A 25546-nucleotide genomic window follows, 5' to 3' on the forward strand; every position below is an offset into this window, starting at 1 on the left:
CCACCGGCCCCGCCTCCAGCGTCCCGTCCACGACCGCCAGCCGCTCCCGCAGCCCGGCGAGCCCGGACCCGGCACCGACCGAACGCCCGGTGTCGCCCGTCTCGCCGTCGCCCGTCTCACCGTCGGCCGCGCGGATCCCGTCGTTCTCCACGGTCAGCACCACCTGCCCCTCTCTCACCTTCAGCACCACAGCGCACTGATCGGCGTTCCCGTGCCGCAGTACGTTCGTCGTCGCTTCCCGCACCACCCAGGCGAGCGCGGACTGCACCTCGCCGGGCAGCCCGGCGGTGTCCGCCCCCTCGACCGAGCAGTCGATGCCTGCCGCAGCCAACACACCCTGCGCACCGGAGAGTTCGACGCCGAGGTCGGCCTCCCGGTAGCCCCGTACGACCTCCCGCACCTCGCGCTGTGACTCATGCGCGATCCGCTGCACCTCGATCATCTGCTCGACGGCTTCGGGCCGTTCCCGGCGGGCCAGCTGGACCGCCAGCTCGCTCTTCAGCGCGATGACCGCGAGGTTGCGGCCGATCACGTCGTGCAGATCTCGCCCGAAGCGGAGCCGCTCCTCGGCGACGGCGAGGCGGGCGCGGGTCTCGCGGGCGTCCTCCAGCTCGTAGACGGCCTTCAGCAGCCAGACGGAGAAATGGGCCGTGAAGGACATGAGGGTCGTGCCGAGGAACACCGCCACCATCGTGGCCAGCGCGGCGGCGACGTCGGCCTCCACGCCGAACGCCCAGGCCCCGCCGCCGACGGAGAAGGTCAGGATCAGGGTCAGCAGACGCCGGCGGCCGTGCACGCCGAGCGCGAGGGTGCCGATGCTGAAGACCAGCACGCCCCCGAACGCCGCGCCCAGCGCCGTGCGCGCCTCCTCGTCGAGGTTCGCGCTGCGGGCGAGCAGCATCGCGACGAAGCCGACCAACGCGGAGAGGGCCCCGAAGGCCCAGAGCAGGCGTACGGGCTGCGCACGGTGCCCGCGCACCCCGTCGAGCGCCCGGGAGACCGTGAAGGACGAGAGCGCGCCGTGCGCGCACAGCAGGACGAAGAACCAACTGGCGTGCCGCATCGGCACCTGGCCGAAGAGGGGTGCCCCGAACCCGCCGACCTCGATGAAAGCGAACGAGTGGAACGACCACCGCGTATACGTCTCCACCTTGCCCGCGGTGCTCTTCCCCCGCCACCACGCCCCCGGCCCCCGCATGGCTCAACTCCCCTCATCGGCGCGGTTCCCAGCGGAACCACCGCTGTACAGCAAACACGGCGAGCACGGTCCAGGCCAGCGCGGTGGCGACGGCGCCCAGGGCGTCGTACGCGGACAGGTCACCGGTCCAGCCGCCGCGCACCAGCGTGATGACGGGGCTGAGCGGCAGCAGTTCGCAGATCGACGCCACACGGTCCGGCAGCACTTCGAGCGGCACGGTGATGCCCGAGCCCAGCAGGGAGACGAACATCAGCGGCAGGCTGGTGACCTGAGCGCTCTCGGCGGTACGGCTGAGGCTCGCGGTGACGGCTGCCAGCGCCACGCACAGCACGACACCGAGCAGCACACCCAGGACGGCCAGGTGGGGCGCGGGAGGCGCTCCGACGTCCAGCAGGATCGAGCAGCCGACCGCCATGAGCAGGCACTGCGCGAGCCCGATGCCGACGGCGGGCAGCGAGGCTCCGATGAGGATCTCGGGGTCGCGCAGCTCACCGGTCCGCAGCCGCTTCAGGACGAGCTCCTCACGGCGTACGACGTAGATGTTGGTCAGGGCGGTGTAGATCGCGAAGAGCAGCGAGAAGCCGATGCCGGCGGGCAGGATGACCATCCCGACGCTCAGCCCCGCCTCCTTCAGGTCCATCTGGTCCGTCGCCGACTTGACGCTGAGCGGCAGCAGCAGCGGGACGAACAACGCCGTGACCAGCGTGGCCCGGCTGCGCCCCAGCAGCGTCAGCTCGGCGCGGGCGAGCGCGGTCATCCGGCCCTTGAGGGTCGTGGTCCCGGCAGTGGGGACGGTCGCCGCGCCTGCCTCCGCCGCCGTACCGGTGGCGCCTGTGGTCGTGCTCATGCCGCTACCCCGTTCTTGCGCGTTCCCGTGTCCGTGCGCGATGCCGTTCCGGTGTCCGCGCCCGCGCGCGCCGCCTCCGCCGTCTCCCGCGCGATCCGCAGGAACGCCTCCTCCAGCGAGGCGGACCGCACCTCCAGTCGGCGCAGTTCGACCCGGGCCCGCTCGGCCCAGGTCAGCAGCCCGGTGGCCGCCCGCTGCAGTTCGTTCGTGCGCAGCACCACCACGCGGTCGTTCTCCTCGTGCCCGGTGACGCCGAGTTCGCCGAGCGGCGGCAGGTCGCCGAGGAAGTACCCGGTGGGCAGTTCGAAGGAGATGCGGGACGGCTGGGAGGCGGTCACCTCGGCCGGGGTGCCGGTCGCGGCCACGGTGCCCTCGTGGAGGATGGCGAGCCGGTCGGCCAGGTCCTCCGCCTCCTCCAGGTAGTGCGTGGTGAGCAGCACGGTCGTCCCCGCGTCGCGCAGCTCCCGCACCAGCTCCCAGGTGTCCTGGCGCCCCTCGGCGTCGAGCCCGGTCGTGGGCTCGTCCAGGAACAGCACCTCGGGGCGCCCGAGGAGCGCGAGCGCCAGGTCGAGGCGCCGCTTCTCACCCCCGGACAACTGCTTGACCCGTACGTCGGCCCGCCGCCCGAGCCCGACGATGTCCAGCGCCTCGCCGACGGGGCGCGCCCCGCTGGTGCATCCGGCCCACATCCGTACCGTCTCCGCGACGGTCAGCTCGGAGGGGAAGCCGCCCTCCTGCAGCATCACGCCGATCCGGGGGCGTACGGCCGCGCGCTCCCCGTAGGGGTCGTGCCCGAGGACCCGCACCCGGCCGCCGGAGGGCGGTGCGAGGCCCTCCAGCAGTTCGACCGTCGATGTCTTCCCCGCGCCGTTGGTGCCGAGCAGCGCGAAGAGTTCTCCCCGGCCGACGGAGAAGGTGATCCCCCGCACGGCCTCGAAACCGCCCCCGTACACGCGCCGCAGGTCGGTGACCTCGATCACGTTCTCGTGATCGTGAGTGTTCACGTCCTCGTGCCCGTTCGTTTTCATGTCTCCAGCGTCCCGGCGGTACGGGACGTGGGGCAGTGCGCGCTGTCATCACCCGACATGACAAATGTCAGACGGGGACGCGAGGAACGGGGGGAACATGAAGAAGGCCCCGGTCCAGTGGACCGGGGCCTTCTTTACCGAGCGGACGACCAGGTTCGAACTGGCGACCTCAACCTTGGCAAGGTTGCGCTCTACCAACTGAGCTACGTCCGCATTGCCTCCGACCGGCTCCCACCGATCGGCGCTAAGACTACTTTACCTGATCCACAACAGTGGTCCGGCAAGGCGTCCAGAGCGGGTGACAGGAATTGCACACTGCGCCTTCCCCCTGGAAGGGGGATGTTCTACTACTGAACTACACCCGCGTGACTCCGGTGAGCCGGGCCTTTCGGCCTTGCCCCTCGGCGTGCTCCAGACTCTAGCTGATCCGCCGGGGGGCAACGCAAGTCGGTTGTCCCCGGGGTCCAAATCGGCCGCCCTCGGGGTCCGCTGACGGACCCTGAGGGCGGCCGACGGCGGGCGCCTACTGCGCCTCGGCGAACGCCTCGTAGACCCGCTTGGGGATCCGGCCGCGCGCGGGCACCTCCAGCTTGTTGGCCTGGGCCCAGGCGCGTACGGCCGCCGGGTCCGGAGCGACCTGGGTCTGCTTGTACGCCTTGCCCGACCTCGACCGCTTGCGGCCGGCCTCGACGTAGGGCGCGAGCGCCTTACGCAGTTTCTTGGCATTGGCTTCGTTCAGGTCGATCTCGTACGACTTGCCGTCGAGTCCGAAGGCGATCGTCTCCGCCGCTTCCGAGCCGTCGATGTCGTCGGAGAGAGTGACCACGACACGCTGCGCCACGAATATCGGTCCCTTCGTGCGACATCTCTCCGTTGACGTGCCCTGACGTCAGGAAGATGTCGACTGTCCGGCTGTTAATTGGGCAAAGTATCGGCTATTGCCAATTCATTTGTACAGTGCCCGGCATTGCAATGTGAAGACAGACTTAATCCGCCCGCGTGTCCCTCGCGCAATAGGGATCAGGGATCTTTCCCCGGAAGTTTTCGCGAGGGTGATCGTCCGATACCCGATCGTGACCGCCGTCACCCGGAATCCCTGTAGTTTCCTACGAATCTACCCGCGTAGAAATTTTGTACGGGTAGTCTGAAGGAACCTGCTCAGCACCACACACCGGGAGTGCCAGTGGCACGCGTCGTAGTCGACGTCATGCTCAAGCCGGAGATCCTCGACCCCCAGGGCCAGGCGGTGCAGCGCGCGCTGCCGCGCCTCGGTTTCGAGGGCGTCTCCGACGTACGTCAGGGAAAGCGATTCGAACTGGAAGTTGACGGACCGGTGGACGACGCCGCGCTCGCCCGCATCCACGAGCTGGCGGAATCCTTCCTCGCCAACACCGTGATCGAGGACTTCACCGTCAAGGTCGAGGAAGTCGCGGAGGCCGGAAAGTGACCGCTCGTATTGGCGTCGTCACATTTCCCGGCAGCCTCGACGACCGGGACACACAGCGTGCGATCAGGCTCGCCGGTGCCGAACCCGTCGCTCTCTGGCACAAGGACAAGGACCTCCACCAGGTCGACGCCGTGGTGCTGTGCGGCGGGTTTTCCTACGGCGACTATCTGCGCGCCGGAGCCATCGCGCGCTTCTCGCCGGTGATGGAGACGCTCATCGAGCAGGCGAAGGCCGGACTGCCGGTCCTCGGCATCTGCAACGGCTTCCAGATCCTCACCGAGGCGCACCTCCTGCCGGGCACGATGCTGCGCAACGACCACCTGCACTTCATCTGCCGCGACCAGAAGCTGCGGGTGGAGAACGCCGAGACCTCCTGGACCACCGACTACACGGCCGGCCAGGAGATCCACATCCCGCTGAAGAACAACGACGGGCAGTACGTCGCCGACGCGTACACGCTGGACAAGCTGGAGGCCGAGGGCCGTGTCGCCTTCCGGTACCTCGACTTCAACCCGAACGGCTCGCAGCGGGACATCGCCGGCGTCACCAACGAGGCCGGCAACGTGGTGGGCCTCATGCCGCACCCGGAGCACGCCGTGGAGCCGCTGATCGGCACCGGCCGCACCGACGGCCTCCCCTTCTTCACCTCGATCCTCAAGAAGCTGGTCAACGCATGAGCCGGATGCCTCTGGACACGGTCGAGCACGCGGCCGCGACCCCCGACGTCGAGCTGCCCTGGGCCGAACTGGGCCTGAAGAAGGACGAGTACGAGCGGGTCGTGGAGATCCTCGGCCGCCGCCCGACCGGCGCTGAGCTCGCCATGTACTCCGTCATGTGGTCCGAGCACTGCTCGTACAAGTCCTCGAAGGTCCACCTCCGCCAGTTCGGCGAGAAGGCCCCGCAGTCCGACGCCCTCCTCGTCGGCATCGGCGAGAACGCCGGCGTCGTCGACGTCGGCCAGGGCTACGCGGTCACCTTCAAGGTCGAGTCGCACAACCACCCCTCGTACGTCGAGCCCTACCAGGGCGCGGCCACCGGTGTCGGCGGCATCGTCCGCGACATCATCGCGATGGGCGCCCGCCCGGTCGCCGTCGTGGACCCCCTGCGCTTCGGCGCGGCAGACCACCCCGACACCAAGCGCGTCCTGCCGGGCGTCGTCGCCGGCATCGGCGGCTACGGCAACTGCCTGGGCCTGCCCAACATCGGCGGCGAGGTCGTCTTCGACGCCTGCTACCAGGGCAACCCGCTGGTCAACGCAGGTGCCATCGGTGTCATGCGGCACGAGGACATCCACCTCGCGAAGGCCTCCGGCGCGGGCAACAAGGTCATCCTCTACGGGGCCCGCACCGGCGGCGACGGCATCGGCGGCGCCTCCATCCTGGCCTCCGAGACCTTCGACGACGCCAAGCCCTCCAAGCGCCCCGCCGTGCAGGTCGGCGACCCCTTCCAGGAGAAGCTCCTCATCGAGTGCACCCTGGAGGCGTTCAAGGAGAAGCTGGTCGTCGGCATCCAGGACCTCGGCGCGGCCGGACTGTCCTGCGCCACGTCCGAGCTGGCCTCGAACGGCTCCGGCGGCATGCGCGTGACGCTCGACGACGTCCCGCTCCGCGACTCCACGCTCTCGCCCGAGGAGATCCTCATGAGCGAGTCGCAGGAACGCATGTGCGCGGTCGTGGAGCCGGAGAAGGTCGACCGCTTCCTGGAGATCTGCGACAAGTGGGACGTCATCGCCACGGTGATCGGTGAGGTCACCGACGGCGACCGGCTGGAGATCTTCTGGCACGGCGGCAAGATCGTCGACGTCGACCCGCGCACGGTCGCGCACGACGGCCCGGTCTACGAGCGCCCCTACGCCCGCCCGTCCTGGCAGGACGAGCTCCAGGCGGACGACGCGAACAAGCTCCCGCGCCCGGAGACGTCCGAGGAGCTGAAGGACCAGGTCCTGAAGCTGGTGGCGTCCCCCAACCAGGCCTCGAAGTCCTGGATCACCTCGCAGTACGACCACTTCGTGCAGGGCAACACGGTCCTCGCCCAGCCCGAGGACTCCGGCATGATCCGCGTCGACGAGGAGAGCGGCCTGGGCGTCGCCATCGCGACCGACGGCAACGGCCGCTACGCCAAGCTGGACCCGTACCACGGCGCCCAGCTGGCCCTGGCGGAGGCGTACCGCAACGTCGCCACCACCGGCGCCAAGCCGCTCGCCGTCTCCGACTGCCTGAACTTCGGCTCGCCGGAGGACCCGGCGGTCATGTGGCAGTTCGCGGAGGCCGTGCGCGGTCTCGCGGACGGCTGCCTGCAGCTGGGCACTCCGGTGACCGGCGGCAACGTCTCGCTCTACAACCAGACGGGCGAGGTGGCGATCCACCCCACCCCGGTCGTCGCGGTCCTGGGCGTCATCGACGACGTGGCCCGCCGCACACCCGTCGCCTTCCAGGAGGAGGGCCAGCTCCTCTACCTGCTCGGCGACACGCGTGAGGAGTTCGGCGGCTCGGCCTGGTCCCAGGTCGTCCACGACCACCTCGGCGGCCTGCCCCCGCAGGTCGACCTGGAGCGCGAGCGCCTGCTGGCCGAGATCCTGATCTCCGCCTCCCGCGACGGCATGATCGACTCCGCGCACGACCTCTCCGACGGCGGCCTGATCCAGGCGGTCGTGGAGTCGGCGCTGCTCGGCGGCAAGGGCGCGCGCCTGATCGTCCCGGACGGTCTGGACGCGTTCACCTTCCTCCTCTCGGAGTCGGCCGGCCGCGCCGTCGTGGCCGTCCCCCGCTCCGAGGAGGTCCGCTTCAACGACATGTGCGGCGCCCGGGGGCTCCCCGTCACCCGCATCGGCGTCGTGGACGGTGACACGGTCGAGATCCAGGGCGAGTTCACCCTCACCCTGGAGGAGCTGCGCACGGCCCACGAGGGCACGATCCCGGCGCTGCTCGCGTAACCGCCGCGAGGTCGTCGCCGCTCGTACGGCGTGGAGGCCGCCGCCCCAGGTATCCCTCGTGTGCCTGGGGCGGCGGCCTCGTGTCAGGTCAGCTCTCGTCGCAGGTCAGCTGACGACGGTGAGCTGGGTCGGGAAGCCGACGCTCTTGGCCTTCTTGTAGACGGCCTTGATGTCCGCGGGCTTCAGCTTGATGCAGCCCGCCGACTTGTAGTCGTTGTCGCCGTCCCAGCGGGTGGCCTCCGTGTTGCCGGCGTTCCCGTTCTGCTTCATCTCGCTGTGGATGAACAGTTCGGTGCGGTTGGTGCCGTTGGAGCACTTCTTGTTCTCCAGGGCGAAGGCGTAGCCCTTGATGAGCGATCCGTTGTACGTGGTGTTGTACTTCTTGATCTTGTACTTGCCGTTCGGCAGCCACCCCACGTTCTTCTTGCAGCTGTCCGTGCCGTGCCCCGAACCGGCCCGCCAGGTGGCGATGGCCCGCTCCGGCTTCTCCGGACGCCGCTCGATCAGGTAGAGCCGCGAGTTCGTGTTCGTGCTCTTGTCGAACTTGAAGTAGTACGTGGACTTCGCCTGGGCACCGCTCGGCGCTGCCTGGGCCGGCGTCAGCCCGGCGATGAACCCGCCGAGCGCGAGAACGCTGCCGGCGACGGCGACGCGCTTGGTCATACGCATGGTTGTCCCTCCCGTTTTGGTCGGCGCGCTGTGTCTGTCCGCGCCGTGCTGATCCCCTCAGCACGACTCAACGGTCCCAGCGGGCCCGGCGACGGAGCCACGACTTTCGACGCGCCTCGAAACACGCTGCTCACGCCGGGCACGGCCCAGCAGAGCCGCTCCGGTCGGGGTGAGGGTGTGCAGCACCTTGTTGGACCGGCGCCGGCTGGTCACGAGGCCCGCGTCACGCAGCACGGTCGTGTGGTGGGTGGCCGTGGCGGGTGAGACGCCCAGGATGCGGGCGAGTTCGCAGGTGGTGGCGCCGTGGGCGAGCGTCCGCAGCGCGGCGGCCCGGGTCCGGCCGAGCAGCGTGGCCAGGGACGCGTCCGTGGGCCCCTGCGGCGTGGACGTCCGCTCGTGGAGGAGGGGGTAGGCCAGGGTCGGCGGTAGCTCCGGGTCCGCCAGGGAGGTCGGGGTGCGCCAGCAGAAGTACGACGGCAGCAGGCGCAGCCCGCGCCCGGCCAGGTGCAGATCGCGGTCCTCGCAGTACTCGACCTCGAGGACCGGCGGGCGCCAGCGGATGCCGGGGGCCAGGCCGGAGAGGAGACCGTCGACCCCGCCGTCCAGGAACGCCCGGGTGCGCAGGGCGCGTTCGCTGTCCACGTGGGACCGCATGACGTCGAGGTGCGGGGCGAGCACCGCGTCGTGATAGGCGCGCAGCACCTCGGTGAACTCGCGCAACCGGTCCGGCTCCGCGAGCCCGGCGGTCCAGGCGGGTGCCCCCACGAGGCGGTGAAGCGTCCGGATCTCGTGCCGGATCCGCTCGCGCGGAGTGTCGAGGATCGCGGCGATGCCCTGCTCGAAGCCGGCCCCGGCCTCCGGCGGCGTGACGAAGTCGGGAAAGTACACCGCGCGCGGCAGCACGGGCATGAGCACGTTCCGTACGGCCGCGCCCAGCGCGGTGCCGACCAGCCCGGCCCGCGCGTCCCGGTGCCACTCCGCGAAGGCCCAGCGCCCGGCCCTGCTCCGCAGGCGGTGCAGGCTGGTGACGAGCTCCCAGAGCGGATCCGGACCCGTCGCGACCTTGACCCGCCCCAAGTCCTCAGGTCCGAAGTGAATGCGCAGCATGGTCGACGTCCCCCGTTCGTTTCGTGTACACGACATTCACCCCGTAGTGGAGGATGCGGACATCGGTACGGGCAAACCGGCGCGACCGGTGTCCACAGGACCTCGACGCCCCCTCCTCCCCGGGCCGCGCATACGCTCACCTCATGCCTCCCGCCCGGAAACGCCCCCGCGCCTACGACCCCGTCAAGACCCGCAAGGCGGTCCTGGCCCAGTTCGGGCATGTACGGGAGGCCGTGAGCGGCCTCTCCGAGGAGCGGCTGGCGGCGCCGACCCGGCTCGGCGAGTGGACGGTGCGGGACCTGGCCGCGCACCTCACGACGGCGGTGGAGAGCGTCAGCCGGGCCCTGGCCCGGCCCGAGCCCCCGAAGGCGGAGCTGAGCCCCCTCGACCACGTGTCCGTGACCGCCGCCCACGCCGCCGCCATCGCCAAGGACAGCCACGGCCTGGCCGGGACGAACCCGGACCTGGCCGCCCTCTACGCGGGCGCGGAGCAGCGGATCACCGACGCCCTCGCCGCCACCCCGCCGGGCCGGATCATCGACACCCGCGCGGGCGGCATGCTGCTCGACGACCACCTCCTCACCCGCACCATCGAGCTGGTCGTCCACACGGACGACCTGAACGCGGCCGTCCCCGGCCTGGACGTCCCGTACGACCGGCACGCCCTCGCCACCTGCGTACGGCTGCTCGCCGACACCCTCGCCGCACGGGCGCCCGGCGGCTCGACGGAGGTGCGGATCCCGCCGTACGCCGTCGTGCAGTGCGTGGAGGGCCCCCGGCACACCCGGGGCACCCCGCCGAACGTCGTCGAGACCGATCCGCTGACCTGGATCCGGCTCGCGACCGGCCGTGTCGCGTGGACCGCCGCCCTGGAGGAGGCCAAGGTCAGCGCGAGCGGCGAGCGGGCGGACCTGAGCGGGCTGCTGCCCCTGATGCGCTGAGGTCCGCCCTGATGGGCCGGGGCCCGCCGAGCACCCCGGCCCAGCCCCGCCGGACAGCTCGGTGGAACCACCCAGGCACCCCACCCGTCCCACCGCCATGGACAAGCGACTGACCCTCACCGCCCTGGCGCTGCTCCCGCTCCCGCTGCTCGCGGCCTGCGGTACCGAGTCGGCCGGCGACTCCGGCAGCGGCAACGTCGGCTCGGCCGCCACGAAGTCCTCGGTCACCGGCGTCCGCTGGAAGGTCGACAGCCTGACCGTGGGCGGGAAGACCGAACGGGCCCCCGACAGTGCCTATCTGAAGATCGCCGACAACGGTGACGTGGACGGCAACTACGGCTGCAACACCTTCGGCTCCACCGCCGCCTTCAAGGACGACGGCCTCGACTTCGAGACCGCCCGGTCCACCGAGATCGCCTGCGGCGACGCCCCGATGAGGTTCGAGAAGACCTTCGCCCGCACCCTCGACTCCGAGAAGTTCACGGCGGAGACGACCGACAGCGGCAAGCTCACCCTCACCACCGGTGACGGCGACACGGTCGAGCTGACCGAGGAGAAGCCCGCGGAGCTGTACGGCACCAGGTGGCGCATCGACTCCCTCATGGACCACGACGTGGCCACCTCGCTCCCCGAGGCCGCCCGCGGCAAGGCCTGGTTCACCCTCGACAAGAAGGCGGGCACCTTCAGCGGGAGCGTCGGCTGCAACGACATCTCCGCCAAAGCCACGGTGAGCGACGGCGAGATCACCCTCGGCAATCCGCGGACCACCCGCAAGATGTGCTCCGACTCACTCATGGCCGCCGAACGCAGCCTCCTGGAGCTTTTCAAGGGCACGGTGGAGTATCGAATCGATCACCGCAGCATCACGCTGACCAGCGAAAACAACGTAGGTGTCGGAGCCGTCGCCGACAAGTGACGTGCGAAGGCCCGCAGTCGGGAACCGGGGCGGGCGAGATCACCGGATTCGGACCGGTGCGCGATCTCGCCTACACTCGGTGGCGTGCCACGTGGTGACGGACGACTCAACCACGACCTTCTCCCCGGCGAGAAAGGCCCCCAGGACGCCTGCGGCGTCTTCGGTGTCTGGGCTCCGGGTGAAGAGGTCGCCAAGCTCACGTACTTCGGGCTCTACGCCCTCCAGCATCGGGGCCAGGAATCCGCGGGTATCGCGGTCAGCAACGGCTCCCAGATCCTCGTCTTCAAGGACATGGGCCTCGTGTCCCAGGTCTTCGACGAGACCTCTCTCGGTTCCCTCCAAGGTCATATCGCGGTCGGTCACGCCCGCTACTCGACCACCGGCGCCTCCGTGTGGGAGAACGCCCAGCCGACGTTCCGTGCCACCGCGCACGGCTCCATCGCGCTCGGCCACAACGGCAACCTGGTCAACACGGCCCAGCTCGCCGAGATGGTCGCCGACCTGCCCAAGCAGGAGGGCCGTACGCCACGCGTCGCGGCCACCAACGACACCGACCTGCTCACCGCGCTCCTCGCGGCCCAGGTCGACGAGGACGACCGGCCACTGACCGTGGAAGAGGCCGCCCCGAAGGTCCTCCCGCAGGTCCGCGGTGCCTTCTCCCTGGTCTTCATGAACGAGCACACCCTGTACGCCGCTCGTGACCCGCAGGGCATCCGCCCGCTGGTCCTCGGCCGGCTGGAGCGCGGCTGGGTCGTCGCCTCCGAGGGCGCCGCCCTCGACATCTGCGGCGCGAGCTTCGTCCGCGAGATCGAGCCGGGCGAGTTCATCGCCATCGACGAGAACGGTCTGCGCAGCTCCCGATTCGCGGAAGCGAAGCCGAAGGGCTGTGTCTTCGAGTACGTCTACCTGGCCCGCCCGGACACCGACATCGCCGGCCGGAACGTGTACCTCTCCCGCGTGGAGATGGGCCGCAAGCTGGCCAAGGAAGCCCCTGTCGAGGCCGACCTGGTCATAGCGACCCCGGAGTCCGGCACCCCGGCCGCCATTGGCTACGCGGAGGCCTCGGGCATCCCGTTCGGTGCGGGTCTGGTGAAGAACGCGTACGTCGGACGTACGTTCATCCAGCCTTCCCAGACGATCCGCCAGCTCGGCATCCGGCTGAAGCTGAATCCGCTCAAGGAAGTCATCAAGGGCAAGCGCCTGGTGGTCGTCGACGACTCGATCGTCCGCGGCAACACGCAGCGCGCCCTGGTCCGGATGCTCCGCGAGGCGGGCGCCGCCGAGGTCCACATCCGGATCTCGTCCCCGCCCGTGAAGTGGCCCTGCTTCTTCGGCATCGACTTCGCCACCCGCGCCGAGCTCATCGCCAACGGCATGACGATCGACGAGATCGGCACCTCCCTGGGCGCCGACTCCCTGGCCTACATCTCCATCGACGGCATGATCGACGCGACCACCATCGCCAAGCCGAACCTCTGCCGGGCCTGCTTCGACGGCGAGTACCCGATGGAGCTGCCGGACCCCGAGCTGCTCGGTAAGCAGCTCCTGGAGACCGAGCTGGCGGCCGGACCCGCCGCCACGGCCGCGGCCGACGCGATCCGTCGCCCGTAAGACTGCCCGTAGACAGCCGGTAACACCTGCTTACCTGCCGCAGTACGACACGAAAGTTCTCACCGTCATGTCTGAGACAACTGGTGCCAGCTACGCAGCCGCGGGCGTCGACATCGAGGCGGGCGACCGCGCCGTAGAGCTGATGAAGGAGTGGGTGAAGAAGACGCAGCGCCCCGAGGTCCTCGGCGGCCTCGGCGGCTTCGCCGGCCTCTTCGACGCCTCCGCCCTCAAGGGCTACGAGCGCCCGCTGCTCGCCTCCGCCACGGACGGCGTCGGCACGAAGGTCGACATCGCGCGTCAGCTGGGCGTCTACGACACCATCGGCCACGACCTGGTCGCCATGGTGATGGACGACATCGTGGTCTGCGGCGCCGAACCGCTGTTCATGACCGACTACATCTGCGTCGGCAAGGTCCACCCGGAGCGGGTCGCCGCCATCGTCAAGGGCATCGCCGAGGGCTGTGTCCTCGCCGGCTGCGCCCTTGTCGGCGGCGAGACGGCCGAGCACCCGGGCCTGCTCGGCCCGGACGACTTCGACGTCGCCGGCGCCGGCACGGGCGTGGTCGAGGCCGAACGCCTGCTCGGCCCGGATCGTATCCGTACGGGTGACGCCGTGATCGCCATGGCGGCCTCGGGCCTTCACTCGAACGGGTACTCGCTCGTCCGCCACGTCCTGCTGAACCAGGCCGGTCTCTCCCTGGACACCGAGATCGCCGAACTCGGCCGCACCCTCGGCGCGGAGCTGCTGGAGCCCACCAAGATCTACTCGCTGGACTGTCTGGCCCTCACCCGCACCACCGAGGTCCACGCCTTCAGCCACGTCACCGGCGGCGGCCTGGCCGCCAACCTGGCCCGTGTGATCCCCGACACCCTCCACGCCACGGTGGACCGCTCCACCTGGACCCCGGCCCCGATCTTCGACCTGGTCGGCAGGACGGGTCAGGTCGAGCGCCTGGAGCTGGAGAAGACCCTGAACATGGGCGTGGGCATGATCGCCATCGTCCCCCAGGAGTCGGCGGACGTGGCCCTGACGACCTTGGCGGACCGCGGCGTCGAGGCCTGGGTAGCGGGCGAGATCACCGACCGCGCCGACCACACCACAGGCGCCGAACTGGTCGGCGACTACGCACGAGGCTGAACAGCAGTACGCCCCTGACGGGGGGTTGAAGGCCCACCCATCAGGGGTGCGGGAAACTGCGCGAGCAACCACACGCGACCCGCGGTCGCCCAAGTGCGGTGGACCCGAGCTATGAGGCGCCCCAGCTCCGGGTGGAGCGGGACCGCACAAAACCCGGTCCGGCGGAGCAACCCGCCCGGACCGGGTAGAGCGCGGCTAGATCGTCAAGCGCCGCGACGATGAGAGGCGGGACCGGACTGCTCGTCCTCGTCGTCCTCATCGTCGTCGTTGTAGAGATCCGCGTACTGGGCGTACGGGTCGTCGTCGTCTTCGTCGTCCTCGAACGGCTGGCCGTTCGGAGGTTGGCTCGAAGTCGATGCGCCCAGCTCGCTGGCCAGACGCGACAGGTCAGTCCCGCCGCTGTTGTACTTCAGCTGGCGGGCGACCTTCGTCTGCTTGGCCTTGGCCCGGCCGCGCCCCATGGCTCGACCCCCTCGGTGACGGGGCTCGACGGCCCCAGAGTCTTGACACGCGTTCATGATCTGGAACGGGCTCTCCATGGAGAGACCGGTCCGTAGGGCTTCCACGGTACCTGAGCCCACGCCCATACGGTACGTCGCCCGCAGGACGTGCCCGTGCCCAGAACCTTCGAGGAGCCCTTTCCTCGCTGGTCAACGGTGATTTTAACCGTTTCTGGGCGGGCGACCCGCCGACGGAAGTGAGAGTTCTCTCTAAAGCCGCCGACGGGTACCGCCGACGCCGCGCGAAAGCCGCCCGGCGCCCTGCCCGACGGCTCAGCGACCGCGTGCCGCGGCCGCCTCGTGCATCCGCTGCTCGGCGATCCGGTCGGCCGCCGCAGCCGGCGGAATACCATCGATCTTCGCACGTGCGAAGATCGTCAGAGCGGTGTCGAAGATCTGCGCGGCCTTCGCCCTGCACCGCTCGAAGTCGAACCCGTGGAGCTCGTCGGCGACCTGGATGACCCCGCCGGCGTTCACCACGTAGTCCGGCGCGTAGAGGATCCCGCGGTCGGCGAGGTCCTTCTCGACGCCGGGATGCGCGAGCTGGTTGTTGGCCGCCCCGCACACCACCTTCGCGGTCAGGACGGGCACGGAGTCGTCGTCGAGGGCCCCGCCGAGCGCGCAGGGGGCGTAGATGTCGAGCCCCTCGGTCCGGATGAGGGCGTCGGTGTGCGCGGCGGCGGTGACCCCCTCCGGATACCTGTCGAGGACGCGTCGTACGGCGTCCTCGCGCACGTCCGTGATCACGACCTGGGCGCCCTCGGCGCGCAGATGCTCCACGAGGTGGTGGCCGACCTTGCCGACACCCGCGACACCGACCCTGCGGTCGCGCAGCGAGGGGTCGCCCCACACGTGCTGGGCGGAGGCCCGCATTCCCTGGTAGACGCCGAAGGCGGTGAGGACGGAGGAGTCGCCGGCGCCGCCGTTCTCGGGGGAGCGGCCGGTCGTCCAGCGGCACTCGCGGGCCACGACGTCCATGTCGGAGACGTAGGTGCCGACGTCGCACGCGGTGACGTAGCGGCCGCCGAGGGAGGCGACGAACCGTCCGTAGGCGAGCAGCAGGTCCTCGCTCTTGATCCGGTCGGGGTCGCCGATGATCACGGCCTTGCCGCCGCCGTGGTCGAGGCCGGCCATGGCGTTCTTGTACGACATGCCGCGCGCGAGGTTCAGGGCGTCGGCGACGGCCGCCGCCTCGGTCGCGTACGGGTAGAAGCGCGTGCCGCCGAGTGCGGGGCCGAGCGCGGTGGAGTGGAGGGCGATGACGGCCTTGAGGCCGCTGGCCCGGTCCTGGCAGAGCACGACTTGCTCGTGACCGCCCTGGTCCGAGTGGAACAGGGTGTGCAGGACGCCGTCAGATACTTCGGTCACTGTGGTGACTCCTGGGTAAGAAGCGGCGGTCGGTGACAGGCTCCCGTACGGGTGGCGGGGTCTGTGAGCATGAGATTAGAGCCTGCGTCCGCCGTACAGCGGCGCCGCTTCAGGATCACCCCCCACCCGGAGTACGGACGTGGTGCGATCCGCACAGTTTTCCGGCCCGCCCGTGGGCGGGTTCCGCAGGTTTCCCCGGTGGTAGCCGGGGGAGGGAGCAGGCGTGCCCAAGGTGTCCTCGGTGATCGTCCCGTACGCGTCCTACCTCCGCGTGTACGAGCCGCTGGCGGCCTTCCCCGAGCCCGAGCGCGGCCACTGGGCCCGCTACGCCCGGCGCCCCGACCGCCCCTCGTACCAGGACGAGCTGCGTCGCTCGCTGGCCGACCTGCTGCCGACCCCGCCGGTGCCGGTGCCGGTGCATGAGAGCGAGGACGCCTTCGTGCTGGAGGTCGACGGGGTGGTCTGTGTCTGTCCCTGGCGGACCCGGCTGCGCGGCTGGCAGGCGCTCGGCGACCTGGCCGAGGAGCTGCCCGCCCCGGTCCTGGACGCGGTGCTGCCGCCGCTGGTGCGCCACCAGGCGAGCCAGGACTACGAGCGCTGGCTGGCCGGCAACCCCGACGCCCGGCCGTGGATCCGCACCGCGACCTGGCAGGTGCCGCTGAACTGGTTCGTCCTCGTCTCGGACGAGGAGCGGACGTACGAGAAGGGGTCGGGCGAGAAGGGATCCGGCGAGATCTCGCCGGTGCTTCGCTATCGCACTCCCATGGTGCAGGCCCGGCGGCGCGTGGCGCGGGGGCTGCGGACCCTGCGGGACGCCATCGACGAGGGGCCGCTCATCGACGGTCTGATCGACGTGGGCCGCTGGCTGGAGGAGTTCCACCCGCGCTCGTTCGTCGAGCTGGACTACGGCGGCCTCGTGCACGTCCTGCCCGCGGAGGAGCTGGACGGCGATCACTCCGCCGCCGACGTCGCCGAGGGCATCGAGGCCCTGCGCGGCGGGGACGGTCTCGCCGCCGGGGAGGCCTACGGGCGCCTGGTCGAGCGCTGGCGGGCGGTACGGGACCGGCGCTCGGCGAACTGAACCGGGCCGAACCGGTTGAACCGGCTCAACGTCGCGTCCGTACTTGTGACTTGTGGGGCCGATGAGAAAAGGCTTTCCACGACAGCCGAACCATGGTGAACTGTCCACCCTTGACCCAAGCTTGACGCAACGCAGTGACCTGCGGGTGTCACGGTGGGACGTAGGTCCCCGATCCGGGCTTTTGTGTCAAGAAGCCGCCAAGCGTGACGGATTGCACTTACGCGGGCCTTGCCTCTTACGCACCTCCTCGTGTCAAAATAGGACAAGGAGCCCGGGGGAGGCTTCTTCTGCCCACGTATGGGTGGAATCTCAGCATTGCACGCTAATGGGGGGTCTCGTGACTCCTGCGCGCCACTGTGACTGATCGTCACAGTGGCGTGACTGTCCGCTATGGCATGGTCCATCGGCATCCGTCGCTGATGAACACCTGGGAGGGCAATTCCATCGGTTTGGCCGACGCGGCTGGACAGATGGTGTAGTTGTAGTGCCGAGGACAAGCCGTTCGTCCTATAACCGACTCGACTCGCGTCCGCCATTTCGGGCAACGCGGGTCAAGGTGCAGAATTTAGAGGAAAGAACCGAGAAGGTTCGGTTCTCCCGAGGAGGCCGCTCATGACCGCTCGCACCCCTGATGCCGAGCCGCTGCTGACCCCGGCTGAGGTCGCCACCATGTTCCGCGTCGACCCCAAGACGGTCACGCGGTGGGCGAAGGCCGGCAAGCTCACGTCCATCCGTACGCTCGGCGGACACCGCCGTTACCGCGAGGCTGAGGTCCGCGCACTGCTCGCGGGCATTCCGCAGCAGCGCAGCGAGGCCTGAACCATCGCATGACAGGGCATTTCGGCTGGTCCCCCAATCGGCCGGAAGTCTGAAAGCACCGCTCAGCAGCTTCAAGCGACGCGGGTTCTGCCCCAACAGATCCCACGCCCGAGCCACACAGAGCTTTCCGGGAGGCCCAGGCTTCCCGGGTATTCGGCAGGCAAGCACCAAGGGTGCGTCGTAGATCGCGCTGGACTCCGCCGGGTCCAGCGCGATCTTTTTTGTGCCCGGGGCCGGGAGCCGGGACCAGGGGTATCGAGGGGGGCCGGGTCCGGAAGCGGCGGGTTGTGCGCGGGCTTGTCGGACTCTGGGGAGGGGTGTCGGATCTCCTGTGCAGGACCCCTGGGGACTGGTGCAATTGCACATATTAAATTGACCAGTTGTAGGGGACCGGTAAGAACCAGCGTTCCGAAAACTCGTTCAGTGACACCCGTCACATGTCGGGGTCCTTGTTGACCGAGCGGTATCTGCGGTAGAGGGGAAGGGAGTTGAGCGTGACAGCCCTCGCCGAGTGTCTTCCCTGCGGGAGGCGTCTCACGCCTTGGCGGGCGTCTCGCCCTCCGTGGGGCCGTCGCCGCCGTCCTCGCCGCCCGTCGGGTGCTCCGTCGCCAGCCGCAGCAGGCGGTGGCAGATCGGGCAGTGGCGGGTGAGGTGGCGGTACGACGAGGCGGCCGACAGGTGAGCACGGAGTAACGCGCGAGTCTCGTGCCGAACGGACGCCGCCATACGCACCTCCGGGGGTCTCTGGGCCCTGAGTCTGAGGTACCGGCGGAATGTGACGCCGTCAACCCCCACGGCGCCGACGGGCAGCCGCAGGCGGCCCTCCGGGGGCGCGGGGAACTGCGTGATCAGCCGCATTCGACCCGCACGCGCCCAACAGCCCCAGCCTCCCGAGCTCTTGGGCGTAGCCGGCGGGCTCGAGGGCGCGAGGAAGGCTCGCGCACACGCAGGAGGCCCGCATCCTCATCGGATGCGGGCCTCTCACGATCGTGCGGTCCTGACGGGATTTGAACCCGCGGCCTCCACCTTGACAGGGTGGCGAGCACTCCAAACTGCTCCACAGGACCAGGTTTCGCAGTCCGCGCCTTGTTGCCGCGCTGGCCTGCGAGAAGAGACTGTACAGGAGCGGTGGCCCCGGGTCGAACTCACCCGGTGTGCATGGCCCGTTACGGCACCGCCGCGTCGATCGCCTTCACGATCCGCTTGTCGGAGACGGGGTAGGCCGTGCCCAGGGCGTGCGCGAAGTAGCTGACCCGCAGCTCCTCGATCATCCAGCGGATCTCCGTCACCGAGGAGGGCACGGGCCGCCCCTGCGGCAGCTGTTCCAGCAGCCAGGCGTACTCGTCGCGCATCTCGTGGACCTTCTCCATCCGGGACGTGTCCCGTTGGACGCCGGTCGGCATCTGCTGCAGCCGGCGGTCGGCCGCCACCAGGTAGCGCATCAGGTCCGGCAGCCGCCGCAGCCCCGCCTCCGTGACGAACCCGGGCTTCACGAGGGCGTCCAGCTGCCCCCGTACGTCCGTGAGGTTGGCGAGGAGGGCCGGGCTGCGGGTGGACTTCAGACGGCGTTCACAGGCCTGCCAGGCGGCCAGCACCTGCTGCACCTGGCCGACCGTACGGACCGTGGTGTCGACGATCTCCGCGCGCACCTTGTCGTACAGCTTGCGGTACGACGACTCGTCCCACGCGGGTCCGCCGAAGTCGGCGATCAGCTTGTCGGCGGCGGCCATCGCGCAGTCGTCGAAGAGCGCCTGGATCGAACCGTGCGGATTGGCGGACAGTGCCAGCTTCTGCGCGTTGGTGAGCTTTTCGCTCGCGAACTTCGCAGGGTTGACCGGAATGTTTCGGAGGATGAGTCTCCGGGTGCCCTTCCACATCGCCTCCGCCTGCTCGGCCTCCGTGTCGAAGAGGCGTACGGAGACGGTGTTCGCCGTCGGACCGTCGTCCACGAGCGCCGGGTACGCCTTCACGGGCTGGCCGGCGCGGCGGGTCTCGAAGACGCGGGTGAGCGAGCCGATCGTCCAGTCCGTCAGGCCCGTCCGCTCCACGGATTCGCCGCCCTGGCGCTCGGCGGTGGCCGCCGCGGCCTGGGACAGGGCCTTGCGCGCCCTCGGCTTCAACTGGAGGCGCAGTGCCTCCAGGTCCTTGTCCTCGGCGAGCTTCCGGCGCCGCTCGTCGACGATCCGGAAGGTGATCTTCAGATGGTCGGGGACCCGGGACCAGTCGAAGTCCTCGGGGGTCAGCGGCACACCCACCATGCGCTTGAGCTCGCGGGCCATCGTCACCGGCAGCGGCTCCTGGAGGGGGACCGCCTGGTCCAGGAAGCGCCGCGCGAAGTTCGGCGCCGGTACGTAGTTCCTCCGGATCGGCTTCGGGAGGGAACGGATCAGCTCCGTCACCACCTCCTCCCGCAGGCCCGGGATCTGCCAGTCGAAGCCCTCGTCGGTGACCTGGTTGAGGACCTGGAGGGGGATGTGGACCGTCACGCCGTCCGCGTCGGCACCCGGCTCGAACTGGTACGTCACCCGGAACTTCAGCTGTCCCTGGCGCCAGGAATCCGGGTAGTCGGCCTTCGTGACCGCCTCGGCCGACTCCCGGATGAGCATCTCCCGCTCGAAGTCCAGGAAGTCCGGCTGCTCGTGGCGCTTGTGCTTCCACCAGGAGTCGAAGTGGGCGCCCGAGACGACGTGGTCGGGGACCCGCTGGTCGTAGAAGTCGAAGAGTGTGTCGTCGTCGACCACGATGTCCCGGCGCCGGGCCCGGTGCTCCAGCTCCTCGACCTCGCTGAGCAGCTTGCGGTTGTCGGCGAAGAACTTGTGGTGCGTGCGCCAGTCGCCTTCGACGAGCGCGTTGCGGATGAACAGCTCACGGCTGGCCTCCGCGTCGATCCGACCGTAGTTGATCTTCCGCTGGGCGACGATCGGTACGCCGTACAGCGTGACCTTCTCGTACGCCATCACGGCCGCCTGGTCCTTCTCCCAGTGCGGCTCGCTGTAGGTGCGCTTGAGCAGGTGCTCGGCGAGGGGTTCGACCCACTCGGGCTCGATCCTCGCGTTGACGCGGGCCCACAGGCGCGAGGTCTCCACCAGTTCGGCCGACATCACGAAGCGCGGGGGCTTCTTGAAGAGGGCCGAGCCCGGGAAGATCGCGAACTTGGCGTTCCGGGCGCCCAGGTACTCGTTCTTCCCCGTGTTCCGGCCGCCCTCGCTCCCGGCGTCCTTCACGTCCTTCATGCCGATGTGGGAGAGCAGGCCGGCCAGGAGCGAGACATGGACGTGCTGTTCCGGCGCGTCCTCCTCGTTGAGGTGGATGTCCATCTGCTTGGCGACCGTGCGCAGCTGGCTGTAGATGTCCTGCCACTCCCGGATGCGCAGGAAGTTCAGGTACTCCTGCTTGCACATCCGGCGGAACGACGACGAGCCGCGCTCCTTCTGCTGCTCGCGGACGTACCGCCAGAGGTTGAGGAAGGCGAGGAAGTCGCTGGTCTCGTCCTTGAAACGGGCGTGCTGCTGGTCCGCCTGGGCCTGCTTGTCGGCGGGGCGCTCGCGCGGGTCCTGGATGGAGAGCGCGGCGGCGATCACCATGACCTCGCGGGCGCAGCCGTTCTTGTCGGCCTCGACGACCATGCGGGCGAGCCGGGGGTCGACGGGCAGCTGGGAGAGCTTGCGGCCCATCGGGGTGAGGCGCTTGCGTACGTCCTTCTGCGCCGGGTCGAGCGCGCCGAGCTCCTGGAGGAGCTGGACGCCGTCGCGGATGTTGCGGTGGTCCGGCGGGTCGATGAAGGGGAACTTCTCGATGTCGCCGAGGCCGGCCGCGGTCATCTGGAGGATGACGGAGGCGAGGTTCGTCCGGAGGATCTCCGCGTCCGTGAACTCGGGACGGGCCTCGAAGTCGTCCTCGCTGTAGAGCCGGATGCAGACACCGTCGGACGTACGGCCGCAGCGGCCCTTGCGCTGGTTGGCGCTGGCCTGGGAGATCGCCTCGATCGGGAGGCGCTGGACCTTGGTGCGGTGGCTGTAGCGGCTGATGCGGGCGAAGCCGGGGTCGATGACGTACTTGATGCCGGGGACGGTGAGGGAGGTCTCGGCGACGTTCGTGGCCAGAACGATCCTGCGACCGGTGTGCGGCTGGAAGACGCGGTGCTGCTCCGCGTGCGAGAGCCGGGCGTAGAGCGGGAGGACCTCCGTGAAGCGGTAGTTCTTCTTGATCAGGGCGTCGGCCGTGTCCCTGATCTCGCGCTCACCGGAGAGGAAGACGAGGATGTCGCCCTTGCCCTCGCCCTGGAGCTCCTCGACGGCGTCGCAGATGGCGGTGATCTGGTCGCGGTCGGCGTCGTCGGAGTCCTCTTCGAGGAGGGGGCGGTAGCGCACCTCGACGGGGTAGGTCCGCCCGCTGACCTCGACGATCGGGGCGTCGCCGAAGTGGCGGGAGAAGCGCTCGGGGTCGATGGTCGCGGAGGTGATGACGACCTTGAGATCGGGGCGCTTGGGCAGCAGCTGGGCCAGGTAGCCCAGCAGGAAGTCGATGTTGAGGGACCGCTCGTGGGCCTCGTCGATGATGATCGTGTCGTAGGCGCGCAGCTCGCGGTCGGTCTGGATCTCGGCGAGCAGGATGCCGTCCGTCATCAGCTTGACGAAGGTGGCGTCCGGGTTGACCTGGTCGGTGAACCGCACCTTCCAGCCGACCGCCTCGCCGAGCGGCGTCCGCAGCTCCTCCGCGACGCGCTCGGCGACCGTACGGGCGGCGATACGCCGGGGCTGGGTGTGCCCGATCATGCCGCGTACGCCACGCCCCAGCTCCATACAGATCTTCGGGATCTGGGTCGTCTTGCCGGAGCCGGTCTCGCCCGCGACGATGACGACCTGGTGGTCGCGGATGGCGGCCGCGATGTCGTCCTTCTTCTGGCTGACAGGCAACTGCTCGGGGTACGAGACGGCCGGTACGCGTGCGGCGCGCTCGGCCATGCGCGACTCGCCCTTGGCGACCTCCGCCTCGATCTCGGCGAGGACGGCGGCCCGGGCCTCGGGCTTACGGATCTTGCGCGCGCCTTCGAGTCTGCGTCCGAGCCGGTGCGCGTCGCGCAGGGACAGCTCGGCCAGACGGGGGGCGAGGGCGCCGAAGGCGGGGGCGGGGTGAGTGGACATACGCGACCCAGGATCTCACCTCCGGGAAACGAGGGGCGAACGCTTTTGCGTGCGGCCGTGGTCGTCCGTTCCCGGGGGCACAGACGAAGACCCTCTCCGGTGAACCGGAGAGGGTCTTCGTTCGCTGTGGCTGGGGCCGGGGTCGAACCGGCGACCTATCGCTTTTCAGGCGATCGCTCGTACCAACTGAGCTACCCAGCCGCGATGTTTCACGTGAAACACCAGCGGTCCTGACGGGATTTGAACCCGCGGCCTCCACCTTGACAGGGTGGCGAGCACTCCAAACTGCTCCACAGGACCAAGATGCGTACGACAGTCTCGCACACGTTCTTGCGTGCCCCCAACGGGATTCGAACCCGTGCTACCGCCTTGAAAGGGCGGCGTCCTAGGCCGCTAGACGATGAGGGCTATCGGCCCGCCTGGGCGCTTCGTCAGCGCGTCGGGGACGTGAGAAGCATATGGGATGGCGGGAGGTATCGCCAAAACGGTTTACGGGCCACCGGGGGACTCGTCCGTCGACCTGCTCCCGGAGGGCGACGGGGACTGCCCGTCCTCGGGTTCGGCCCCCGGCTGGTTCTCCTCCGGCAGGTGGCGGCTGACCTCGGCCGTCGTCAGGCCCAGCCCGCCGAGTTTGATCTCGTCCCAGGCCTGCAGGCGCCGGGTGTCGCGGTCGAGGTACAGGACCGAGGCCTCGATGGGATCGGGGTGCTTGCCCTCCACGGCGCGCAGACCGCTGCCGCCGGTCGAGCCCTCGATGCGCAGGCGGGTGCCCTGGTCGAGGATCTCCATCGTCGGGCGGTGCAGATGCCCGGCGAGGACGAGCGGGACCTGGCCGTCCGTCTCCCGGGCCGCGTCCGGGTTGTGGGCGATCGCGATGTCCACGGGGCTGCCCGCCGCCCGCTGGGCGCGCAGGGCGTCCGCCAGCTGCCGCCCGGCCACCTCCTCCGAGGGCAGGCCCGCCTTGTCGGTCGAGCGGTCCGGGGTGAACTGCGGGTCCCCGATCCCCGCGAAGCGCAGCCCGCCGACGGTCACCGCCTTCCCCTCGTCGAGGACGTGTGTGTTGTCGATGCCCTCCAGATAGCGCTGCGTCGCACGCGAGTCGTGGTTGCCGCGCACCCAGACGTACGGCGCCCCGAGGTCGGCGATCGGGTCGAGGAAGGCGTTCTCGGCGGCGCTGCCGTGGTCCATGGTGTCGCCGGAGTCGACGATGACGTTGATCTCGTACTGCTCCACCAGCGAGGCGATGATCTTCCAGCTCGCGGGGTTCAGATGGATGTCGGAGACGTGCAGGACGCGGATGGTCGTCGGGTCGGGCTGGTACGCGGGGAGCGTGGACGTGACGTCGTACAGCTTGGTCACGTTCGTCACCAGGCGGGCCAACTCCTTCTGGTAGATGTCGAATTCGGTGACGATGCTGCGCGCGTTGCCGACCAGGGAGGGCGCGGAGGAGAGCAGGCCCGAGAACTTGGGTTCCAGGACGGAGTTGGGGTTCCAGGTGGCGGCGGCCGTGCCGCCGGCGCCGGCCAGCAGGACGAGGGCGAGGCCGCCCGCGGCGAGGGCGCGGCGGGGTCGGCGGAACACGGCGAGGCCGAGGGTGGTGGCCCCGACGACGACGGCGACGCCCGACCGCACGGCCAGGTCGACGGTGCCGTGCTGCACGTCCGAGGCGATCTCCTCCTGCAGTCCGGAGATCCGTTCGGGGTGGTCGACCAGGGCCTGGGCGCGCTCCGGGTCGAGCTGGTCGACGTTCACGTCCAGGCGTACGGGGGCGTTGTGGCTGCGCAGTTCCAGGGCGCCGAGCGGGGAGACGTTGATCTTCGTGCCGCCGGTGAGGGACGGGCGCAGGGTCATCGTCGTGTTCATGGGGCCGACGGGGGTGCGCACGTTGCCCACGATCAGCAGGCCCAGCCAGGCGCCGAGCAGCACGACCGTGACGAGGCCGAGCGCACGCCCCCAGGGGTGGGGGTGGTGGACCAGTTCGAGGGTCGGCTGCGTGCGGCGGGAGCGGTAGTGCCGGGCCAGGGCGGCGGGGACGCGTGCCATTGGTCCCGTATGCCCAGAGGTGAGGACGGATATGCGGGGGGCGAGTCTCGGGGGTCGTGCATGACAATGGCCGTGTGCTGGAGATGACGCGCGAGGAGTTCGAGGAACTGGTCGCCGAGGCGTTGGACCGGATTCCGCCGGAGCTGACGCGGCTGATGGACAACGTGGCGGTGTTCGTGGAGGACGAGCCGCCCGCCGACGATCCCGAGCTGCTCGGGCTGTACGAGGGGACTCCGCTCACGGATCGTGGGGAGTGGTATGCCGGGGTGCTGCCGGACCGGATCACGATCTACCGGGGGCCGACGCTGCGGATGTGCGAGTCGCGGGAGGACGTGGTCGCGGAGACCGAGGTGACCGTGGTGCACGAGATCGCGCATCACTTCGGGATCGACGACGCGCGGCTGCACGCGCTCGGCTACGGATAGCCGCTCGCGCAGTTCCCCGCGCCCCTTCGGGGGCGCTGCCGTGTGGTCCGTCGGCGGGCGCGTGTCTTCTTGCGGGCGGCGGGAGTTGGGCAGGGGGACTCCCCATTTCGCCCCCCTCGGAGGTGGCCGCCGTGCGCGCCTTGAACGTATCCGTCCGTCTGGCCGCCACGGTCCTGGCCGTCGCGGCCAGACGGACGGAGACGTTAAAGGCGCGCACGACGGCCACCCCCGAGGGGCTGTCTCTGATACCAATCTCCGAGCCCACGAAACAGGCCGAAAAATAGTTAGCCGGCTTTTGCTGGAAAAAAAAAAGAACAAAAAAGACCAACAAG

The 25546-nt window shown here is 69.6% G+C and carries 21 protein-coding genes and 6 tRNA genes; 10 read left to right on the top strand and 17 right to left on the bottom strand.

What is annotated here, in order from left to right:
* The 6 genes from P1P70_RS15035 to P1P70_RS15060 all read right to left on the bottom strand — a co-directional run.
* Window positions 1–1198, bottom strand: a 1198-nt coding sequence (locus P1P70_RS15035) for a sensor histidine kinase (protein WP_319237382.1), incomplete at its 3' end; no start/stop codon positions are given.
* 13 nt (window positions 1199–1211) lie between these two features.
* Window positions 1212–2045 carry an ABC transporter permease gene (locus P1P70_RS15040; protein ID WP_413471474.1) on the bottom strand — a complete coding sequence of 278 codons (834 nt, stop codon included), beginning with the start codon at window positions 2043–2045 and terminating at the stop codon, window positions 1212–1214.
* Window positions 2042–3073 (bottom strand): ABC transporter ATP-binding protein, encoded by a 1032-nt coding sequence (locus tag P1P70_RS15045; protein WP_319237384.1) that lies wholly within the window; start codon window positions 3071–3073, stop codon window positions 2042–2044. The genes P1P70_RS15040 and P1P70_RS15045 overlap by 4 nt, the downstream gene beginning before the upstream one ends.
* A 140-nt stretch (window positions 3074–3213) precedes the next feature.
* Window positions 3214–3286 (bottom strand) — tRNA-Gly (locus tag P1P70_RS15050).
* Between the two features lie 80 nt (window positions 3287–3366).
* A tRNA-Gly gene (locus P1P70_RS15055) sits at window positions 3367–3438 on the bottom strand.
* Window positions 3439–3596: 158 nt separating this feature from the next.
* A complete protein-coding gene (locus tag P1P70_RS15060) occupies window positions 3597–3914 on the bottom strand; it encodes a histone-like nucleoid-structuring protein Lsr2 (RefSeq protein WP_319237386.1) in 318 nt (105 codons plus the stop codon).
* A gap of 342 nt (window positions 3915–4256) precedes the next feature.
* On the opposite strand from P1P70_RS15060, the gene purS reads away from it, so the two are divergent.
* From purS to purL, 3 genes are read left to right on the top strand one after another with little or no spacing between them, the layout of a single operon-like run.
* Complete coding sequence (gene purS, locus P1P70_RS15065) at window positions 4257–4520, top strand: phosphoribosylformylglycinamidine synthase subunit PurS (protein WP_005482678.1); 264 nt, start codon at window positions 4257–4259, stop codon at window positions 4518–4520.
* Window positions 4517–5197: a phosphoribosylformylglycinamidine synthase subunit PurQ gene (gene purQ, locus P1P70_RS15070; RefSeq protein WP_086803083.1), complete on the top strand. Its 681-nt coding sequence runs from the start codon at window positions 4517–4519 to the stop codon at window positions 5195–5197. Before purS ends, purQ begins: the two co-directional genes overlap by 4 nt.
* The gene (purL, locus tag P1P70_RS15075) at window positions 5194–7452 is read left to right on the top strand and encodes a phosphoribosylformylglycinamidine synthase subunit PurL (protein WP_319237388.1); all 2259 of its coding nucleotides are present in this window, start codon (window positions 5194–5196) and stop codon (window positions 7450–7452) included. Before purQ ends, purL begins: the two co-directional genes overlap by 4 nt.
* A gap of 105 nt (window positions 7453–7557) precedes the next feature.
* Here the strand turns inward: purL and P1P70_RS15080 are convergent, their stop codons facing one another.
* Together P1P70_RS15080 and P1P70_RS15085 are read right to left on the bottom strand one after the other, a co-directional pair.
* The gene (locus P1P70_RS15080) at window positions 7558–8121 is read right to left on the bottom strand and encodes a L,D-transpeptidase (protein WP_319237391.1); all 564 of its coding nucleotides are present in this window, start codon (window positions 8119–8121) and stop codon (window positions 7558–7560) included.
* A gap of 57 nt (window positions 8122–8178) precedes the next feature.
* Window positions 8179–9228, bottom strand: coding sequence for a helix-turn-helix domain-containing protein (locus P1P70_RS15085; protein WP_319237393.1), 1050 nt, complete (start codon window positions 9226–9228; stop codon window positions 8179–8181).
* 143 nt (window positions 9229–9371) lie between these two features.
* On the opposite strand from P1P70_RS15085, the gene P1P70_RS15090 reads away from it, so the two are divergent.
* The 4 genes from P1P70_RS15090 (at window position 9372) to purM (ending at window position 13834) form a co-directional block, all read left to right on the top strand.
* Window positions 9372–10169: a maleylpyruvate isomerase family mycothiol-dependent enzyme gene (locus tag P1P70_RS15090; RefSeq protein WP_319237395.1), complete on the top strand. Its 798-nt coding sequence runs from the start codon at window positions 9372–9374 to the stop codon at window positions 10167–10169.
* Between the two features lie 97 nt (window positions 10170–10266).
* Window positions 10267–11085, top strand: coding sequence for an META domain-containing protein (locus P1P70_RS15095; protein WP_319237397.1), 819 nt, complete (start codon window positions 10267–10269; stop codon window positions 11083–11085).
* Between the two features lie 84 nt (window positions 11086–11169).
* The gene (purF, locus tag P1P70_RS15100) at window positions 11170–12696 is read left to right on the top strand and encodes an amidophosphoribosyltransferase (RefSeq protein ID WP_319237399.1); all 1527 of its coding nucleotides are present in this window, start codon (window positions 11170–11172) and stop codon (window positions 12694–12696) included.
* 67 nt (window positions 12697–12763) lie between these two features.
* Entirely contained in the window at window positions 12764–13834 is a 1071-nt protein-coding gene (gene purM / locus P1P70_RS15105) for a phosphoribosylformylglycinamidine cyclo-ligase (RefSeq protein WP_319237402.1), read from the top strand.
* Window positions 13835–14037: 203 nt separating this feature from the next.
* Here purM and P1P70_RS15110 read toward each other — a convergent pair whose 3' ends face one another.
* Both P1P70_RS15110 and P1P70_RS15115 read right to left on the bottom strand, forming a co-directional pair.
* The gene (locus P1P70_RS15110) at window positions 14038–14295 is read right to left on the bottom strand and encodes a DUF3073 domain-containing protein (RefSeq protein WP_319237404.1); all 258 of its coding nucleotides are present in this window, start codon (window positions 14293–14295) and stop codon (window positions 14038–14040) included.
* Between the two features lie 312 nt (window positions 14296–14607).
* Complete coding sequence (locus P1P70_RS15115) at window positions 14608–15702, bottom strand: Leu/Phe/Val dehydrogenase (RefSeq protein WP_319237406.1); 1095 nt, start codon at window positions 15700–15702, stop codon at window positions 14608–14610.
* Window positions 15703–15925: 223 nt separating this feature from the next.
* Here P1P70_RS15115 and P1P70_RS15120 point away from each other — a divergent pair, with 223 nt between their 5' ends.
* The gene (locus tag P1P70_RS15120) at window positions 15926–16783 is read left to right on the top strand and encodes a hypothetical protein (RefSeq protein ID WP_319237408.1); all 858 of its coding nucleotides are present in this window, start codon (window positions 15926–15928) and stop codon (window positions 16781–16783) included.
* A 612-nt stretch (window positions 16784–17395) separates the two neighbouring features.
* Entirely contained in the window at window positions 17396–17602 is a 207-nt protein-coding gene (bldC, locus tag P1P70_RS15125) for a developmental transcriptional regulator BldC (RefSeq protein ID WP_003949541.1), read from the top strand.
* A gap of 534 nt (window positions 17603–18136) precedes the next feature.
* On the opposite strand, the gene P1P70_RS15130 is transcribed toward bldC, so the two are convergent.
* From P1P70_RS15130 to P1P70_RS15160, 7 genes are all read right to left on the bottom strand, one after another.
* Window positions 18137–18328 carry a DUF6274 family protein gene (locus P1P70_RS15130; protein ID WP_319237410.1) on the bottom strand — a complete coding sequence of 64 codons (192 nt, stop codon included), beginning with the start codon at window positions 18326–18328 and terminating at the stop codon, window positions 18137–18139.
* Window positions 18329–18594: 266 nt separating this feature from the next.
* A tRNA-Asp gene (locus tag P1P70_RS15135) sits at window positions 18595–18669 on the bottom strand.
* 99 nt (window positions 18670–18768) lie between these two features.
* On the bottom strand, window positions 18769–22746 hold the full coding sequence (gene hrpA / locus P1P70_RS15140; protein ID WP_319237412.1) for an ATP-dependent RNA helicase HrpA: 3978 nt from the start codon (window positions 22744–22746) through the stop codon (window positions 18769–18771).
* A gap of 127 nt (window positions 22747–22873) precedes the next feature.
* Window positions 22874–22947 (bottom strand) — tRNA-Phe (locus P1P70_RS15145).
* Window positions 22948–22971: 24 nt separating this feature from the next.
* Window positions 22972–23046 (bottom strand) — tRNA-Asp (locus tag P1P70_RS15150).
* Window positions 23047–23081: 35 nt separating this feature from the next.
* Window positions 23082–23154 (bottom strand) — tRNA-Glu (locus P1P70_RS15155).
* Between the two features lie 81 nt (window positions 23155–23235).
* Window positions 23236–24789 (bottom strand): metallophosphoesterase, encoded by a 1554-nt coding sequence (locus P1P70_RS15160; RefSeq protein ID WP_319237415.1) that lies wholly within the window; start codon window positions 24787–24789, stop codon window positions 23236–23238.
* A gap of 74 nt (window positions 24790–24863) precedes the next feature.
* Between P1P70_RS15160 and P1P70_RS15165 the strand changes: the two genes are divergently transcribed.
* Complete coding sequence (locus P1P70_RS15165; RefSeq protein ID WP_009327618.1) at window positions 24864–25214, top strand: metallopeptidase family protein; 351 nt, start codon at window positions 24864–24866, stop codon at window positions 25212–25214.
* Window positions 25215–25546 lie beyond the last annotated feature (332 nt).

This window comes from Streptomyces sp. MB09-02B, from assembly GCF_033794485.1.
GTDB lineage: Bacteria > Actinomycetota > Actinomycetes > Streptomycetales > Streptomycetaceae > Streptomyces.

Excerpts from the sequence above, each read along its gene's own strand:
- P1P70_RS15095 (WP_319237397.1), top strand. The coding sequence starts at position 10,267 with ATGGACAAGCGACTGACCCTCACCGCCCTGGCGCTGCTCCCGCTCCCG.
- P1P70_RS15045 (WP_319237384.1), bottom strand. The coding sequence starts at position 3,073 with ATGAAAACGAACGGGCACGAGGACGTGAACACTCACGATCACGAGAAC.
- P1P70_RS15130 (WP_319237410.1), bottom strand. The coding sequence starts at position 18,328 with ATGGCGGCGTCCGTTCGGCACGAGACTCGCGCGTTACTCCGTGCTCAC.
- hrpA (WP_319237412.1), bottom strand. The coding sequence starts at position 22,746 with ATGTCCACTCACCCCGCCCCCGCCTTCGGCGCCCTCGCCCCCCGTCTG.
- P1P70_RS15040 (WP_413471474.1), bottom strand. The coding sequence starts at position 2,045 with ATGAGCACGACCACAGGCGCCACCGGTACGGCGGCGGAGGCAGGCGCG.
- purL (WP_319237388.1), top strand. The coding sequence starts at position 5,194 with ATGAGCCGGATGCCTCTGGACACGGTCGAGCACGCGGCCGCGACCCCC.
- P1P70_RS15160 (WP_319237415.1), bottom strand. The coding sequence starts at position 24,789 with ATGGCACGCGTCCCCGCCGCCCTGGCCCGGCACTACCGCTCCCGCCGC.
- P1P70_RS15080 (WP_319237391.1), bottom strand. The coding sequence starts at position 8,121 with ATGCGTATGACCAAGCGCGTCGCCGTCGCCGGCAGCGTTCTCGCGCTC.
- bldC (WP_003949541.1), top strand. The coding sequence starts at position 17,396 with ATGACCGCTCGCACCCCTGATGCCGAGCCGCTGCTGACCCCGGCTGAG.
- P1P70_RS15085 (WP_319237393.1), bottom strand. The coding sequence starts at position 9,228 with ATGCTGCGCATTCACTTCGGACCTGAGGACTTGGGGCGGGTCAAGGTC.
- P1P70_RS15110 (WP_319237404.1), bottom strand. The coding sequence starts at position 14,295 with ATGGGGCGCGGCCGGGCCAAGGCCAAGCAGACGAAGGTCGCCCGCCAG.
- P1P70_RS15090 (WP_319237395.1), top strand. The coding sequence starts at position 9,372 with ATGCCTCCCGCCCGGAAACGCCCCCGCGCCTACGACCCCGTCAAGACC.
- purM (WP_319237402.1), top strand. The coding sequence starts at position 12,764 with ATGTCTGAGACAACTGGTGCCAGCTACGCAGCCGCGGGCGTCGACATC.